The organism is Micromonospora sp. DH13 (genome assembly GCF_020873825.1).
Lineage (GTDB): Bacteria > Actinomycetota > Actinomycetes > Mycobacteriales > Micromonosporaceae > Micromonospora > Micromonospora haikouensis.
Genome location: NZ_JAHWGR010000027.1, coordinates 71,595 through 84,166 on the forward strand (window position 1 = coordinate 71,595; position 12,572 = coordinate 84,166).

The window sequence follows — 12,572 nt, forward strand, 5'->3', positions numbered from 1 at the left end:
CCTTCCTTACACCTCAGCTCAGCTTGGCGGCGGTGTGGATGGCTATCGCGTCGTGGGCCGGGACGTTCGCCGTGAACCAGCCGTTCGCGTCCACCGTGATCACCGGGCCGCTGCACGTGCCGCCCGTGAAGTCACCGTGGATCACGTCGCAGTACCGGCCGGCGGGCAGCCCCGTGTAGTACGAGCGCCCCGTGACCGCCCCGTCCTCGTCGTTCATCGTGAGGTAGCCCTTGCCGGCGCGGCTGAACGCGATGTGGTTGTTGCCGTTGTCGTACCAGTTGGCGACGCCCGCGCCCTGGGTGGCGTTGGCGAAGCCGACCATGTTGGCGACGACCCGCCAGCGGTGCTCGCACTCCCAGCCCGAGTAGCAGGTGGTGTTCAGGGTCTTGTTGTTGGCGTCGGAGGGCGGGCCGGCGTCCCGGTTGCTGAAGGTGTAGCTGGACATGACCGTGGGGGAGCCGTACGGCCAGGCCAGCATGAAGGCGTTGGCCAGCGCGTAGATGCCGCCGTCGCGGTAGGTGAGCACCCCGCCGACGTCGCGCTGGGTGTCGTGGTTGTCGACGAAGACCGCCGCCGAGCCGCTGGGCAGGTGGCCCCACCCCTCGCCGAAGTTCTTCAGGTACGCGAGCTTCTCGCTGCGGAACACCCGGGCGAGATCCTTGCCGTACCGGAACTCGTGCACGTCGCCGTTGCCGGTGTACTCGGTCGGCTGGATCGGCTCGCCCGCGCCGTAGATGACCTCCTGCACGAGGTACGCCGAGCGGGACAGCCTGCCCTTGATGGCGGCGATGTCGGCGGCCGGCATGTGCTTGCTGGCGTCGAGCCGGAACCCGTCGACGCCGAGGGAGAGCAAGTCGTTGAGGTACCCGGCGATCTTCGACCGGACGTAGTCGGACTCGGTGGCGAGGTCCGACAGGTTGACCAGCTCGCAGTTCTGCACCTCGTACCGGTCGTTGTAGTTGGCGATGTCGTCGCCGCCGTTGCGCCCGCAGTGGTGGAAGTCCTGGGTCTGGTAGATCCCGGGGTAGTCGTAGTGGCCGTAGGAGGAGCCCGCCCAGCCGGTGCCGCCGGCGTCCTGGCCGGACATGTGGTTGACGACGGCGTCGACGATCACCTTCACGCCGGCGGCGTGGCAGGTGTTCACCATGGCCTGGAACTGCGCCCGGGTGCCCTTGCGGGACTCGATGCGGTAGCTGACCGGCTGGTACGCCAGCCACCACTGGTTGCCCCGGACGTGCTCCTGGGGCGGGGAGACCTGCACGTAGCCGTAGCCCTTCGGGCCGAGCACGTTCGTGCACTCGCTGGCCACCGACGGCCAGTTCCACTCGAACAGGTTGGCGATGACCTTCTTCGTGCCGGACGGGGCGGCGGCGGCCGGGGGTGCCGCCACGGCGGTCGGTGCGAGCAGGCCGGCGATCACGCCCAGGGCGAGGACCGCCGAGCGGCATCGACGTCGATGCATCGGGGACTCCTGACGGGGGTCGGGGGAGGGGGCGGTCTGAACTGCTGCTTGCCGGCATCTTGCAGTCAGTGTTGAAATTTTCGGAAAGGTTACAAGCGCGTTGCGGCGGGTGTCAACGGATGGACGGGCGTCGCTGCGCGGGACGCCCTACACGCAGCCCACGCCGGGACGGTTCGACGGTGCCGCAGAAAAACCCAGGAAATTTCGCGACCGGGGCTGATCCGTTGAACCCGGTGCTCCGTACTCGATGGGGGAGCAGGGTCGGCCGGTGGGGGCGCCGCCGCTACACGATCGAGGAGCAGATGGCTCGGGCACAGCAGAACACCAAGGCCACGACCGTCCGTACCACGAGCAGCAGCCGCGGGGTGCGGACCAGGTCCAAGACCTCCATCGCACTGATGGCCGGGTCGGCGCTCGCGATCGTCTGGGCCGGCGTCGAGCTGGCCGGCGCCGGCACGGCGATGTACGCGTACGGCTTCTTCTTCACCGAGTTCTTCGCCGGCGTCGTCGCCCTGGTGTCGCTCAGCCTCACCGTGATGATGGGCCTGCTCGCCACCGACCGGCTCGTGCTGCGCATCCCGCACCGGGTGCTGTTGCAGTCGGCGCACCGGGCCACCGGCATCCTCGGCGTCGCCGGGCTGGTGTTCCACGTCATCACCAAGATCGCCATCGGCCGGGCCGGGCCGACCGACGCCCTCGTGCCGTTCATCGGGGGGCGGGGGCTCTACGTCGGGCTCGGCACGGTGGCGTCGTTCCTCATGGTCAGCGTGCTGTGGACCGGCATCATCCGGGCCCGGTTCGTCGGCGTCGGCCCCAAGTGGTTCTGGCGGGGGCTGCACTCGATGGCGTACCTGTCCTGGCCCTTCGCCCTGTTCCACGGCCTGAACGCGGGCCGGCCGGCGGCGTCCTGGGTGACCCTGAGCTACTTCGCCTGCGTGCTGCTCGTGGTGCTGGCGCTGATGGTCCGACTCTCGGTGCACCTCGGCAAGCGCAGCCGCGAGCAGCACCAGGCCGCCGCCCTGAACAAGGCGATGGCCGGCAAGTCCAGCGACGACGGCAAGACGACCACGATGCTGCTCGGCAAGATCGGCCGCAAGCGCGACGACGCCGAGGAGAAGCGGGAGAGCCGCACCGGGCGGACCCGTGCCGCCGGCGGCTGGGCGGAGACCACCGCCACCACCGGCTCCTGGGCGATGCCGACCGGCACCGCCCGCGGGCGACGCGACCCCGAGCGGTTCACCGTGCCGGTGGTGCCCGAGCCGGGCACCCTGCGCGAGCCGGTACGGGCCACCCGTCGCCGCGACGGGGAACTGGACGCCCCGGCCCGCCGCGGCGAACGCGAGCTGACGTCGGCCGCCCGGCGTACCGCCGAGCCCGCCACCCGGCGCGGCGCGGACTCCGCCGAGGAGCGGTCGAGCCGGCGGCGGCGCGACGCGGACGCCCCCGTCTCCGCCCCCCGCCGCTCGCGCTCCGAGGAGGACGTCGCCCCGGTCTCCAGCCCCCGGCGCTCCCGGCGCGACGAGGACGTGGCCCCCGTGTCGGGGGGCCGCCGCGCCCGCTACGACGAGGACGTCGCCCCGGTCTCCGGCGGTCGCCGGGCCCGCTACGACGAGGACGTGGCCCCCGTCTCGGGCAGTCGCCGGGCCCGCTACGACGAGGACGTTGCCCCGGTCTCCAGCCCCCGCCGCTCCCGGCGCGACGAGGACGTCGCCCCCGTGTCGCCGGGCCGCCGCTCCCGGCGCGACGACGAGGACCTCGTCGCCCGCTACTCCTCGCCGCCCCAGCGCGCCGACGAGCCCGAGGAGCCCTGGGACAGCCCGCGCCGCTGGGAGTCCTCGACGCCCGTCTCCGCCGAACCGATCTCCGCGGCCCCGCGCAGCGGGTCCGGCCGGCACAGCGTCGACGACGAGGTCCCGGAGGAGCCCGACTACTGGCGGCCCCCGGCCCGGTTCGTCGCCGAGGACCTGCCGCCCATGGACGACACCCCCACCCTGGTCGACCTGGCCTCGCGGCGGGCGCTGCGGGCCGCCGGGGACGGCAAGCCCGGCCGACGCAAGCGGGACCGCGACCGGGACCGTGACCGCGACCGGGCCAACGCCGACGCGATCGACGGCGCGTACTGGGCCGGGCTGCGGGGTGAGGCGAAGTGATGCGCACGACGGTGCCCCCCGTGGCGTGCGTCGGCGAGCCCCGGCTCACCGCCGGCTTCGCCGAGTTCGGCCGCCTCGACCTGATGGCCCACGAGGAGGTGCACGGCCCCATCGGGCCGATGGAACCGGCCAACCTGCTCCGGCTGGCCGAGGCCATCCAGCTCAAGGGCAAGGGCGGTGCGGGCTTCCCGTTCGCCCGCAAGCTGCGCGCCGTGCTGGAGTCCTGCGAGCGGCAGGACGCCTCCGCCATGGTCGTGGTCAACGCCACCGAGGGCGAGCCGGCCAGCTGGAAGGACAAGGTGCTGCTCACCCGGGCCCCGCACCTGATCCTCGACGGCGCGGCCCTGGTCGCGTACGCGCTGGACGCCGACGAGATCGTCATCGGCGTCGCCGACGACGACGTGGGTCGGCCGTCGCTGACCGAGGCGCTCCAGGAACGCCGGATGCCGGTGCCCACCAGCATCGTGACCGTGCCGCACCGGTTCATCTCCGGCGAGGGCGGCGCGCTGGTCAACGGCATCAACGGGCTGCCGCACATCCCGCCGGGCACCAAGAAGCGCTCCAGCGACTCCGGCGTCGGCGGCCTGCCCACCCTGCTGTCCAACGCCGAGACGTACGCGCAGCTCGCCGTCGCCGCCCGGCTCGGCCCGTACGAGTACGCGGCCCTGGGCACCGACGACGAACCCGGCACGGTCCTGCTCACGGTGACCGGCGCGGCCAAGCGGCCCGCCGTCGTCGAATGCGCCGCCGGCACCCCCCTGCGCGACATCCTCGAACTGTGCGAGGTGCCCGACGGGCCGGGCATCCTCATGGGCGGGTACCACGGCAAGTGGATCACCGCCGAGGCCGCGCAGCGGGCCGAGGTGTCCCGCAAGGGCCTCACCGCCGTCGGCGGCACCCTCGGCGCGGGCATCATCGTGCCGCTGGCCCGCGACACCTGCCCCCTCGGCGAGGCCGCCCAGGTGGTCCGCTACCTGGCCGGCGAGTCCGCCGGGCAGTGCGGCCCCTGCAAGATGGGCCTGCCCGACCTGGCCCGCGCCGTCGACCTGGCCGTCTCCGGCAGCGCCCCGGTCGAGATCGTCCGCGCCGCGGCCGGCGACGTGAAGGGCCGCGGCGCGTGCAGCCACCCCGACGGCACCGCCCGGTTCGCCCTCTCCGCCATGGAGGTCTTCGCCGACGACCTGAAGCTGCACACCACGGGCGAGGGGTGCGGCAAGCGGACCAAGGGCGTCATGGGCCTGCCCGGTGCCCCCGACGCCGACCCGAGGAAGCTGACCCTGGACTGGTCCCGCTGCGACGGCCACGGGCTCTGCGCCCACGTCGTGCCCGACTTCATCCGGCTGGACGGCAACGGCTACCCCGCCTTCCCCACCACCCCCGTGCCGACCTGGCTGCGGGAGGGCGCCATGAAGGCCGTCAAGGTGTGCCCCGAGCTCGCGCTGCGGCTGGTCAAGGCCGAGTAGCGCACCCCGGGACCGTCGGACGCCGGAGCGCCGCCGTGGTGCCCCGCCCCGCGCGGCCCGCTACCGAAGGGAGACGCGGATGCGATTGTTCCGCCGGCCGTCGCGCCGCCGGACCGGCCCGGGTGGACGGTCGCCCCGCCGACGGCGGGCCGGGACAGCCACCCTGGTCGCCGCCCTGGCCGTCGCCCTGTTGGGCGCGGCGTCCTGCGCCGTCGACCCCCCGGGGCCGCCGGTCGACGCGGCCGCCGCCGCGCCCGCCGGCACCGGTGACCCCACGGCGACCCCGACCGGTACGCCCACCGGCGCGCCGCCGACGCCGGCCGCCCCGGCCCGGGTGCCGGACAGCCTCCGGTTCACCGGCACCACCCTCGACGGGAAGCCGTTCGCCGCCGCCGACCTGGCCGGCCGGCCGGTGGTGCTGTGGTTCTGGGCCCCCTGGTGCGCCACCTGCGCCAGCCAGGCGTGGACGGTCGCCGAGATCGCCCCGCAGTACCGCGACCGGGTGCCGATCGTCGGCGTCGCCGGCCTCGGGCAGCGCACGGCGATGCGGGACTTCGTGACCGAGTTCGAGCTGGGCGGCACCCTCCAGCTCGACGACGCGGCCGGGAAGCTGTGGCGGCGCTTCGAGGTCGTCGAGCAGAGCACGTTCCTGATCATCGACCGCGACGGGAAGGTGATCCACCAGGGCTTCCTCGACGGGGAGGACCTCACCCGCCGGGTCGCCGCCCTGGCCACCCAGGCCGGCTGATGGCCGCCCCGCTCCTGCCGCCGGTCGGCCTGGCCGCCCCGCTGCTGACCGCCTCGGCCGCCTGATGGACGCCCCGCTGCTGCTGGCGCTGACCGCCGGGATGCTCGGCGCGGTCAACCCGTGCGGGTTCGCGATGCTGCCCGCGTACCTGTCGATCCTGGTGGCCGGGCCCGGCGACGGACGCGCCGCACTCGGCCGGGCGCTCACCGCCGCCGCCGGCCTCACCTGCGGATACGTGCTCGTCTTCGGCGCGTTCGGGCTGGCCTTCGCGCCGCTGGCCGGCTGGCTGCGCCCCCGGCTGCCCTGGCTCACCGTCACCCTCGGCGTGGGCCTGGTGCTGCTCGGCTGCTGGCTGCTCGCCGGGCGGCGGCTGCCCACCCCGCGCCCGCTGGCCCGCGCGCCCCGGCTGACCCGCACGCTGCCGTCGATGGTGCTGTTCGGCGCGGCGTACGCGCTGGCGTCGCTGACCTGCTCCATCGCCCCGTTCCTGGCGATCGTGGCGACCAGCCTCCAGGCCGGCTCGACGCCGCGCGGGCTGGCGCTGTTCGTCGCGTACGCCCTCGGGATGGGTCTCGTGGTGGCCGTGGCCGCCCTCGGCGTGGCGCTGCTGCGCGACCGGGTGGTGGCCCGGCTGCGCGGGGCCGGCCGGTGGGTGCCCCGGCTCAGCGGCCTGGTGCTGCTGGCCGCCGGCGGCTACGTCGCCTGGTACGGCTGGTACGAGGTGCGGCTCGCCGAGGGCCGGCACGACGCGTTCGGCGACCCGGTGGTGGTCGCCGCGGCCCGCGTCCAGCAGGCCCTCGTCGGTGCCCTGGACGCGGCCGGCCCGGCCCTGCTGGCGGTCGCCCTCGTCGCCCTCGCTGCGCTCGGGGTAAGGAAGGGCCCCCTGTTAACGCATTCGGTAGAGCAGGGGCCCCTTCTTAACACCTCCGGCAGGGCACGGGGTCGTAACGAAAGCGGCGGGGGCCGGGTTACCCCGACCCCCGCCGACAGTGTGGCGGTCAGCGACCTGGAGTGAGCCGGTCGGTGCCGACCCGGTCGCGGAGCACCTCCGGCACCAGCACCGAGCCGTCGGCCTGCTGGAACTGCTCCAGGATCGCCGGGAAGAGCCGGCTGGTGGCCAGCGCCGAGCCGTTCAACGTGTGCACGAAGCGGGTCTGCTTGCCGCCCGCCTCCCGGTACCGGATGGCGGCCCGGCGGGCCTGGTAGTCGCCGGCCCAGGACACCGACGACACTTCCTTGTACTTGCCGGTGCTCGGCATCCACACCTCGATGTCGAGGGTCTTTTTCATCGAGGCGCTGGCGTCGCCGGCCGACAGCAGGCTGGTCTGGTGGTGCAGGCCGAGCCGGGCGACCAGCCCCTCCACGTGGGCGACCATCTGCTCCAGCGCGGCGGCGGCCTGCTCGGGCAGCGTGAACTGGAAGATCTCCACCTTGTTGAACTGGTGGCCCCGCACGGTGCCGCGCTCGTCGGAGTGCGAACCGGCCGCCTCCCGCCGGTAGCACGGCGTGTACGCGAACCGCTTCAACGGCAGGGTCGCGGTGTCCAGGATCTCGTCCTGGTAGGCCCCCAGGATCGCCGTCTCCGCCGTGGGCAGCAGGAACTGCCCGCGCGGGGCGGACTCCCGGTCGAGGTGGTAGACGTCGTCGTAGAACTTGGGGAACTGGCCGGCGGCGAAGCCGGCGGTGTCCAGCAGCAGGTGCGGCGGGAGCAGGAAGTCGTAGCCGGCCGCGATGTTCTGGTCGATCAACCAGTTGAGCAGCGCCCACTCCAGCCGGGCCCCCAGCCCCGTGTACATCCAGAAGCCGGAGCCGCCGAGCTTGACGCCCCGCTCGTGGTCGACCAGACCCAGCAGGCGGCTCAGCTCGACGTGGTCCCGGACCTTCTCGATCGCCGGCGGCTCGCCGAACGTCCGCACGACCCGGTTGGCCTCCTTGCCGCCGGGGACGACGTCGTCGGCGGGCAGGTTCGGCAGCTCGCTCATCCGCTCACGCAGCCGGGACTGCACCTCGTCGAGCTGGGACTCCAGCTCGGCGAGCTGCTTGCGCTCGGCCTCCGGGGCGACGCTCTCCGGCGCGGTGCCGGCCCGCTTCGCCGCCGCGTACGCCCGCGCCTCGGCCTTGCGGCGCTGCCGCTCGGCGTCGATCTCCGTGATGAGGGCGCGGCGCTCCTGGTCGAGCCGCTGGATCTCGTCCAGCGCCCGGTTGACCTCGGCGGGATCCAGTCGCTTCGCCAGCGCGGTCGCCACCGCCTCGCGATCCTTCCGGATCAACTCCATGTCGAGCATGCGCTCCGTACGCCTCCGTCCGGGAATCTCAGGTGGGAACCCACCGATGCTACCGTCGCCGCCTCCCCCGCCCGGCCCCGGCCGTGAGCCCACCGGCCGGGACCGTCGCGCCGGCACCGGCGCGGCGCGCCGGCACCGCGGCGCGGCGCGGGCTCAGAGCCGGACGGGCATCAGGATGGAGTACGCGTCCGCGTCGTCCGGGCGGCGCACCGCCAGCGGGGCGATCGGCCCGTCCAGCTCCAGCAGGAGCTGCCCCCGGTCGCCCGCGTCGAGGGCGTCGAGCAGGTACCGCCCGTTGACGCCGAGCCGCACCGCGTCCGGCGCGGCGTCGGCCAGCGCGGCGCCGTCGAGGACCCGCAGGCCGCCCGCGTCGTCCAGGCCCAGCACGGTCACCGGCACGTCGACGCCCTCGTGCCGCAGGACCCGCGCCGGCGGGCGGCCGGCGACCTGCGCGCGCAGCGCCGGCACGTCCACCGTGATCCGGTACGCCGGCACGCGCGTGCCCAGCAGCCGCTGGTAGTCGGGGAACTCGTCGGGCAGGGCGGCCCCGCCGACCTCCCGGCCGGCGACGGTGACGGTGAGGCCGGCCCCGTCCAGGCGCAGGTGGGCATCGGCCCCGCCGTCGACGCCCGACAGCTCGCGGACACCGTCGCCGGTGCCGCCCGGCACCGCGCCCACGTCACCGGTGCCGCCCGGCAGCGCGCGCCCGTCGCCGGTGCCGCCCAGCAGCCCGCGCCCGTCGCCGGTGCCGCCCAGCAGCTCGCGCCCGTCGCCGGTGCTGCCGCCCAGCAGCTCGCGGACGGCGTCGACGAGGGCCACCGGGGCGAGCAGCCGCCGGACGGGCCCGTCGACCGCGCCGGGGACCCGGGCCACCGCCATCCGGTGCCGGTCGGTGGCCACCAGGCGTACGCCGTCGGCGGCCACGTCGAACAGGACGCCGGAGAGCACCGGCAGCTCCGGGTCGGTGCCGACGGCGAAGCGGACCGCGTCGATCGCGGCGGCGAGGTCGGCGCGGGACAGGACGAGACGGGTGGTCATGGGGTGCTCCTCGTGGTCGATCATGGCTCGGACCCGGGAGAGCTCGCGGCGGGCGTCGGTGAGGCCGTCCTCCAGCCGGCGCAGGTGCGCGTCGAGCAGCCGGCCCACCACGGCCGGCTCGGCCCGGTGCCGCACGGCGGCGGCGATCTCCGCCAGCGGCATCCCGACCCGGCGCAGCCCGGCGACCAGCCGGGCCGGCAGGACCTGGTCGTCGGCGTACCAGCGGTAGCCGGTGACCGGGTCGACCAGCGCGGGCACCAGCACCCCGGAGCGGTCGTAGAACCGCAGGGCGCTGACGGTCAGGCCGCTGGCGCGGGCCAGCTCGCCGATGCTGCGCAGTTCGCTCTCCACGCCGAGGATCCTGTGCCCTCCACCAGGTCGAGGGTCAAGCCGCCGCCCACGCCGCCCACGCCGCGCACGCCGCCCGCCGGGCGGCGTTGTTTGCAGGGGACCCTTCCTATACCGAAAGCGTTAACAGGGGGCCCTTCCTTACATCTGCAGCGTGCGGAAGGTGAGGCCGGCGGCGGTCAGGCGGCGCAGCAGCGCGTCGCCCATCGCGGTCACCGGGGTCACCTGGCCCGCGACGGGCGGCAGGTCGTCGTCGAGGGCCAGGCAGAGGGCGGACTCGGCGAGCATCTTCGCCGTCTCGTCGTAGCCGGGGTCGCCGCCGGCCACCTCGGTCACCACCCGCCGGTCGCCGGCGGAGCCGACGAAGCGCACCCGGAACCACGACTTCGCCCGCTGCTCGGCGCTGGGCCCCTGCCCGGAGGCGAGCCGGCCGAGCAGCCAGCGCCGGGCCGGCGGCACCTTCACCAGCCCGGTCAGCCCGGCGAGCCCGACCGCGCCGAGGACGATCGTGGGCAGCCGCCGCACGGCGGCGAAGTGCCGGTAGCGGAAGTCCGGCCCGTACTCCGGCCGGGCCGCCGCCGACCGGCGGACCACCTGCGGGTCGATGGTCGGCAGCGGCACCGCCCACCCGCCCAGCTCCGCCGACCGGCCGACCCTGCCCGGCACCGCCCGGACCCGGCGGCCCGGCGGGCGCGGCTCGACGGCCCGCCGCGCCTTCGCCGCCCGGCCCGCCTCGGCGGCCCGGGACAACGCGGTGAGCGCCGAATGGTACGTGCCGGCGGAGAACCGGCCGCCCGCCCGGACGAACCCGTCCACGGTGACCGGCCCGTCGGCCGGCAGTTGCGTGACCGTGTACCAGACGCCCAGGTCGTGCGGGATCGAGTCGAAGCCGCAGGCGTGCACGAGGCGGGCCCCGGTGCGCACGGCCTCGGCGTGGTGCCGCACGTACATGGTGTCGACGAACTCCGGCTCGCCGGTGATGTCGAGGTAGTCGGTGCCGGCCCGCGCGCACGCGGCGACCAGCGGCTCCCCGTGGTGCACGTACGGCCCGACGGTGCTGGCGACGACGCGGGCGTCCCCGGCGACCCGGCGCAGCGACTCCGGGTCGGTGACGTCGGCGGTGAGCAGCGGCAGCCCGGCCAGGGCCGGGTCGATGCCGGCCAGCCGCCCGCGGACGGCCGCCAGCTTGGCCGGGTTGCGCCCGGCCAGCGCCCAGCGCAGCCCCGGCGGCGCGTGCCGGGCGAGGTACTCGGCGGTGAGCCCGCCGGTGAACCCGGTCGCCCCGAACAGCACGACGTCGTACGCCCGATCCTCACGCATCCCGCGAGTCTGCCACCGCCGGGCGGCACCGGCACCACGATGGGCGCTCAGGGCGTGAAGACCGTCCGCAGGCAGCCGTCGGCGCGGGTGCGGAACAGGTCGTAGCCGAGCGCGCCCTGCTCCAGGGGCAGGTGGTGGGTGGCCAGGTGCCCCGTGTGGATCTCGCCGCGCGCCATCCGGTCCAGCAGCATCGGGATCCAGCGCTGCCCGTGCTGCCGGGCGGCGCGCACGGTCAGCCCCTTCTGCATCACCGCGCCCAGCGGGAACGTGTCGACGAAGCCGGTGAACGTGCCGAGCACCACCACCGTGCCGCCCTTGCGGCAGGCGTGCACCGCCTCGCGTACCGCGATCGGCCGGTCGGGGGCGGCGCCGGGCAGCGCGGCGGCGGCGAACCGCTCGGCCAGCGACCGGGGCTCGGCGCCGTCCCACGCCATGCCGACGGCCTCCACGCACACGTCGGGGCCCCGCCCGCCGCTGCGTTCCCGCAGCTCGGCCGGGACGTCGACGCTGAGGTAGTCGAGGGTCTCCGCGCCGACGTGCCGCTGCGCCAGGCCCAGCCGCTGCGGGTACCGGTCGATCACCACCACCCGGTCCGCGCCGCGCAGCAGGGCCGCCTGCGCGGCCATCTGGCCCACCGCGCCCGCGCCCCAGACCGCCACCACGTCGCCCGGGGACACCTCGCCCAGCTCGGCGGCGAGCCAGCCGGCCGGCACCGCGTCCGAGGCGAAGACCGCCCGGTCGTCGTCGACCGGCTCCGGCACCGCGAACGCCCCGACATCGGCGTACGGCACCCGGACGTACTCGGCGTGGCTGCCGGCGAAGCCCCCGGCCGAGCGGGGATGGCCGTAGCAGCCGCCGGTGGGCTGCCCCCACGCCGCCTCGGCCGCCGCCGGCCCGGTGCTGCCGTTGTCGCAGCAGGCGTAGAGGCCCTGCCGGCAGTACCAGCAGTTGCCGCAGGCCACGGCGGCGCAGACCACCACCCGGTCGCCGACGCGGTGTCGCCGGACCCCGGGGCCGACCTCCACCACGTCGCCGAGGAACTCGTGCCCGAGCACGTCGCCGACGGACAGCGCCGGGGCCCGCCCGGCGAGCAGCGGCAGGTCCGCCCCGCAGGTGGCGCTGCGCCGCACCCGGACGATCGCGTCGGCGGAGTTGCGCAGCTCGGGGTCGGGCACCTGCCGCACCGCCAGGCCGTCCGCGCCGAGCCAGCACAGCGCCCTCATCCGGGCACCACCGGGCCGTCGCCGGGCCCCACCGGGCCGCTCGGTCGGGGGCCCTCCAGCGGGGAGCGGTCCGCGCGCAGCAGCTCACCGGTCTCGGCGAGCTGCTTGGCCTGGCGCAGCGCCTCGCGGACCAGCGGCGCGGGGTCGCCGCCGCCGACGAGGTGGGCGGCCATCCCGGTCACCGGCACGCCCCGCACGGGCCGGGCCGCCAGCTCGGTGCCGCGTCCGCCGGGCGCGGGCCCCTGCGCCACCTCCACCGCGCCGTCGAGCCGGCGCAGCGGCTCCGGCCACCGGCCGCCGGGCAGCACCCGCTCCGGCGGCCGGTCGATCGTGACCACCTGCCAGCCGTCGCGCGGGCCGCCCGTGCGCGGGCGGCCACCCCGGAAGGGGCCGCGCAGCACCCGCGCCACCGTCACCCCGGCGACCGCGCCGGCCACCACCCCGGCGGTACGGGCCAGCGCCCGACCGCCCCGCCTGCCCCGTCCCATCCGTCCCACCCGCCTCTCGTCGCCGGTGCAGCCTCTCGTCGCCGTGC

General features: G+C 75.6%; 10 protein-coding genes. 4 read left to right on the forward strand and 6 right to left on the reverse strand.

Annotated features, from left to right (window positions below; genetic code table 11):
• Positions 1 to 13: 13 nt before the first annotated feature.
• Positions 14 to 1,462: an alpha-amylase family protein gene (locus LPA42_RS23560; RefSeq protein WP_077938837.1), complete on the reverse strand. Its 1,449-nt coding sequence runs from the start codon at positions 1,460 to 1,462 to the stop codon at positions 14 to 16.
• Between the two features lie 302 nt (positions 1,463 to 1,764).
• On the opposite strand from LPA42_RS23560, the gene LPA42_RS23565 reads away from it, so the two are divergent.
• The 4 genes from LPA42_RS23565 (at position 1,765) to LPA42_RS23580 (ending at position 6,838) form a co-directional block, all read left to right on the forward strand.
• Entirely contained in the window at positions 1,765 to 3,612 is a 1,848-nt protein-coding gene (locus LPA42_RS23565) for a hypothetical protein (RefSeq protein ID WP_077938838.1), read from the forward strand.
• On the forward strand, positions 3,609 to 5,075 hold the full coding sequence (locus tag LPA42_RS23570; protein WP_043966916.1) for an NADH-quinone oxidoreductase subunit NuoF family protein: 1,467 nt from the start codon (positions 3,609 to 3,611) through the stop codon (positions 5,073 to 5,075). Before LPA42_RS23565 ends, LPA42_RS23570 begins: the two co-directional genes overlap by 4 nt.
• Positions 5,076 to 5,154: 79 nt before the next feature.
• The gene (locus LPA42_RS23575) at positions 5,155 to 5,823 is read left to right on the forward strand and encodes a redoxin domain-containing protein (RefSeq protein WP_077938839.1); all 669 of its coding nucleotides are present in this window, start codon (positions 5,155 to 5,157) and stop codon (positions 5,821 to 5,823) included.
• A gap of 64 nt (positions 5,824 to 5,887) precedes the next feature.
• A complete protein-coding gene (locus tag LPA42_RS23580; RefSeq protein ID WP_077938840.1) occupies positions 5,888 to 6,838 on the forward strand; it encodes a cytochrome c biogenesis CcdA family protein in 951 nt (316 codons plus the stop codon).
• On the opposite strand, the gene serS is transcribed toward LPA42_RS23580, so the two are convergent.
• From serS to LPA42_RS23605, 5 genes are all read right to left on the reverse strand, one after another.
• Positions 6,822 to 8,108 (reverse strand): serine--tRNA ligase, encoded by a 1,287-nt coding sequence (gene serS / locus LPA42_RS23585; RefSeq protein WP_077938841.1) that lies wholly within the window; start codon positions 8,106 to 8,108, stop codon positions 6,822 to 6,824. The two genes, LPA42_RS23580 and serS, sit on opposite strands and share 17 nt — an antisense overlap.
• A 153-nt stretch (positions 8,109 to 8,261) precedes the next feature.
• Positions 8,262 to 9,485, reverse strand: coding sequence for a MerR family transcriptional regulator (locus tag LPA42_RS23590; RefSeq protein WP_228986867.1), 1,224 nt, complete (start codon positions 9,483 to 9,485; stop codon positions 8,262 to 8,264).
• 150 nt (positions 9,486 to 9,635) lie between these two features.
• Positions 9,636 to 10,814: a trans-acting enoyl reductase family protein gene (locus LPA42_RS23595; protein WP_077938843.1), complete on the reverse strand. Its 1,179-nt coding sequence runs from the start codon at positions 10,812 to 10,814 to the stop codon at positions 9,636 to 9,638.
• A 47-nt stretch (positions 10,815 to 10,861) separates the two neighbouring features.
• Positions 10,862 to 12,037, reverse strand: a complete 1,176-nt coding sequence (locus tag LPA42_RS23600; protein ID WP_077938844.1) for an alcohol dehydrogenase catalytic domain-containing protein — start codon at positions 12,035 to 12,037, stop codon at positions 10,862 to 10,864.
• On the reverse strand, positions 12,034 to 12,525 hold the full coding sequence (locus tag LPA42_RS23605) for a hypothetical protein (protein WP_077938845.1): 492 nt from the start codon (positions 12,523 to 12,525) through the stop codon (positions 12,034 to 12,036). Before LPA42_RS23605 ends, LPA42_RS23600 begins: the two co-directional genes overlap by 4 nt.
• Between the last annotated feature and the right edge of the window lie 47 nt (positions 12,526 to 12,572).

Coding starts and splice junctions, on each gene's coding strand:
- LPA42_RS23575 (WP_077938839.1), top strand. CDS start 5,155: ATGCGATTGTTCCGCCGGCCGTCGCGCCGCCGGACCGGCCCGGGTGGA.
- LPA42_RS23600 (WP_077938844.1), bottom strand. CDS start 12,037: ATGAGGGCGCTGTGCTGGCTCGGCGCGGACGGCCTGGCGGTGCGGCAG.
- serS (WP_077938841.1), bottom strand. CDS start 8,108: ATGCTCGACATGGAGTTGATCCGGAAGGATCGCGAGGCGGTGGCGACC.
- LPA42_RS23605 (WP_077938845.1), bottom strand. CDS start 12,525: ATGGGACGGGGCAGGCGGGGCGGTCGGGCGCTGGCCCGTACCGCCGGG.
- LPA42_RS23580 (WP_077938840.1), top strand. CDS start 5,888: ATGGACGCCCCGCTGCTGCTGGCGCTGACCGCCGGGATGCTCGGCGCG.
- LPA42_RS23560 (WP_077938837.1), bottom strand. CDS start 1,462: ATGCATCGACGTCGATGCCGCTCGGCGGTCCTCGCCCTGGGCGTGATC.
- LPA42_RS23565 (WP_077938838.1), top strand. CDS start 1,765: ATGGCTCGGGCACAGCAGAACACCAAGGCCACGACCGTCCGTACCACG.
- LPA42_RS23595 (WP_077938843.1), bottom strand. CDS start 10,814: ATGCGTGAGGATCGGGCGTACGACGTCGTGCTGTTCGGGGCGACCGGG.